The sequence below is a fragment of the Pseudoroseomonas cervicalis ATCC 49957 genome (genome assembly GCF_000164635.1).
GTDB classification, from domain to species: domain Bacteria; phylum Pseudomonadota; class Alphaproteobacteria; order Acetobacterales; family Acetobacteraceae; genus Pseudoroseomonas; species Pseudoroseomonas cervicalis.
The window spans coordinates 54,078-56,941 of sequence record NZ_GG770781.1 but is presented as its reverse complement, the minus strand read 5'-3'; the positions used below and the strand labels follow the sequence as shown (position 1 = coordinate 56,941).

Sequence of the window (2,864 nt, the reverse complement as noted above, 5' to 3'; positions counted from 1 at the left end):
GGGCGGATCAACGGCGGCATCCGGGCCGCGCAACGGCGGCCCGCCTCGGGCCGACGGCAGGCGCCGGCTCTTGCTGCACCGCACTAGCGAGGCCGGCCAGGCGGGGCAAGCCAGGCCCCGGAAACGCATGAAGCCCGCATGACGCGGGCTTCATCGCTGTCGTGCAGCGCAAGCTTGCGCAACACGGCGCAACAGGATCCGGCGCGGCGCAGGGCCGCGCCGGGCCGGGTCAGGCGGCGCGCACGCCGGTCAGGAAGCCCTGCACCTCGGCGGTCAGCTGCTCGGAATGCCGCGACAGGGTGGAGGCGGCGGCCAGCACCTGCGAGGAGGCGGCCCCCGTCTCGGCGGCGTTGCGGCTGACATCGCCGATGTTGCGCGTCACCTGCGCCGTCGCCTCGGCGGTGGTCTGCACGGTGCGGGCGATCTCGCCGGTGGCGGCACTCTGCTGCTCGACGGCCGCGGCGATGCTGGCGGTGATGCCGCTCACCTCCTCGATCGCCGTGCTGATGCCCTGGATCGAGGCGACGGTCGCCGCCGTCGCCTGCTGGATCTCGGCGATCTGGGCCGCGATCTCGTCGGTCGCCTTGCTGGTCTGGCTGGCCAGGTTCTTCACCTCGGAGGCGACGACGGCGAAGCCCTTGCCCGCCTCGCCCGCCCGCGCCGCCTCGATGGTGGCGTTCAGCGCCAGCAGGTTGGTCTGCCCGGCGATCGAGGTGATCAGCCCCACCACCTCGCCGATGCGGCGGGCGGAGGCGTCGAGGGCGCGCACCGTCTCATCCGTGCCGCGGGCGTTCTGCACCGCGCGGCCGGTCATCTCGGCCGCCTGGCTGACTTGGCGGCTGATCTCGCCGATCGAGGCGGAGAGCTCCTCGGTGGCCGAGGCCACGGTCTGCACGCCGCCGCCGGTCGCCGCCGCGGCGGTGGAGACCGAGCCCGCCTGGCGGTCGGTCTGCGCCGCGATCTGCGACATGGCGCGCGCCGTCGCCTCCAGCTCGGTCGCGGCGCTGCCGAGCTGCCCGGCCAGGCCCTGCACGCTGCCCTCGAAACCGCCGATCAGCGTGGTCAGCCGCGTGCTGCGCGCCTCCTTGGCGCGCTGCTCGGCGGCCTGCGCCTCGGCCATGCGGCGCGCCTCGATGGCGTTGCGCTTGAACACGGCCAGCGCCCGCGCCAGGGCGCCGATCTCGTCGCCGCGCCGCTCGCCCACCACCTCGACCTCCAGCTCGCCGCCGGCCAGCCGGCCCATGGCGCCGGTCATGCCGGCCAGCGGGCGGCCGATCTGGTACTGGCCGATCCAGAACAGCAGCAGCATCACCAGGCCGAGCCCGAGGATGGCGGCGAGCAGCAGGTTGCGCTGGGCCACCCGGGTCTCCTCCTGGGCCGCGGCGAATTCGCTGCGCAGCTCCTGCCGCGCCGCATCCGCCAGGCCGCGCAGCGCGTCGCTCATGCGCAGCCGCGCCTCGCGCGCCGCGCCCAGCGACAGCTCGGTCGCCGCCTCGTCCTGCTGTGTCTCCGCCAGGGTCAGGATGCGCTGCACCACGGCCTGGTAGTCGGCGGCGGCGGTGCGGGCCGTCTGCAACAGCCCCTCATGCTCGGCATGGATCAGGCCGCGCAGCTCGTCCATGCGCCCCAGCGCGCGCTGCATGGCGTCGCGATAGGCCTCGCCGCGCCGCCGCACCGAATCGATGTTGGAGGCCAGGATGGCGTTCTTCTCCTCGGTCGAGGCGGCGAAGGCCGAGCCCGCCGCCTCCAGCGCGAAGACCGCGCGCGGCGTCAGCTCCACCGCGAATTCCTCCGCCATCCGCTCCACCCGCTGCGTGGTCAGGAAAGCGAAGCCGAGCAGGCCGGCGGTGATGCCCAGCATCAGCACGGCGACAATGGCAAGCTTGAGCCTGACACTGAGATTCGAGAGCAAGGTGGTCATGGGCCATCCATCCGGTTGGGGGGCGCTGCGGATCTTCCGCACCGGTTCCGGCGGCCAGGCTGAGACATCAGTGTTAACCTGTTATTGTCGTCCTTTAACTTGTTTTCAAACACATTCCTGATTCGAAGCGAGTTCCGGCGGGCTGGCGCCCAGGCCCGCGATGCGCGACCCTGCCCTGCCACGGGACCAGGGGGAGGCGCCGATGCGGGCGATCAGGATCACGGCCGGGCCCGCCGCGCCGGGGCGCCGCGCGTGACGGCCGAGCTGGGTCTGGTGCTGGGGCTGCTCGGCCTCGCGGTGCTGCTCTTCCTGCTCGGCCGGCCGCGCATGGATGCGGTGGCGCTGCTGATGCTGCTGGCCCTGCCGCTGAGCGGCGTGCTGACCCTGCCCGAGGCGCTGACCGGCTTCAGCGACCCGTCCGTGCTGCTGGTGGCGGCGCTGTTCGTCATCGGCGAGGGGCTGGTGCGCACCGGCATCGCCCGGCGCCTGGGCGACTGGCTGGTGCGCTCGGCCGGCGGCAGCGACACCCGGCTGGTCGTGCTGCTGATGGCCAGCGTCGCGCTGCTCGGCTCGGTGATGAGCTCGACCGGCGTGGTGGCGCTGTTCATCCCGGTGGCGCTGCGCGCGGCGGCGCGGCTGCGGCTGGCGCCGGCGCAGGTGATGATGCCGCTCAGCGTCGCCGCGCTGATCAGCGGCATGCTGACCCTGGTGGCCACCGCCCCCAACCTGGTGGTCGATGCCGAGCTGCGGCGCGACGGGGGGCCGGGCTTCGGCTTCTTCAGCCTGACCCCGTTCGGCCTGCCGATCCTGGCGCTCGGCATCCTCTACATGCTGGCGGCGCGGCGCTTCCTGGGCGGTGCCGCGGCGCCGGAGGGGGCGCGCGGCGGCCGTCCCAGCCTGGCCCGGCTGGTCGCCGATTACGGGCTGGACGGGCGCGCCCACC

The 2,864-nt window shown here is 73.8% G+C and carries 2 protein-coding genes; one reads left to right on the top strand and one right to left on the bottom strand.

What is annotated here, in order from left to right; all coding sequences use genetic code 11:
* Window positions 1-229: 229 nt before the first annotated feature.
* Window positions 230-1,921, bottom strand: coding sequence for a methyl-accepting chemotaxis protein (locus tag HMPREF0731_RS15455; RefSeq protein WP_007005102.1), 1,692 nt, complete (start codon window positions 1,919-1,921; stop codon window positions 230-232).
* A gap of 252 nt (window positions 1,922-2,173) precedes the next feature.
* Between HMPREF0731_RS15455 and HMPREF0731_RS15450 the strand changes: the two genes are divergently transcribed.
* Window positions 2,174-2,864: SLC13 family permease (locus HMPREF0731_RS15450; protein WP_007005101.1), on the top strand; the 691-nt coding region annotated here is incomplete at its 3' end.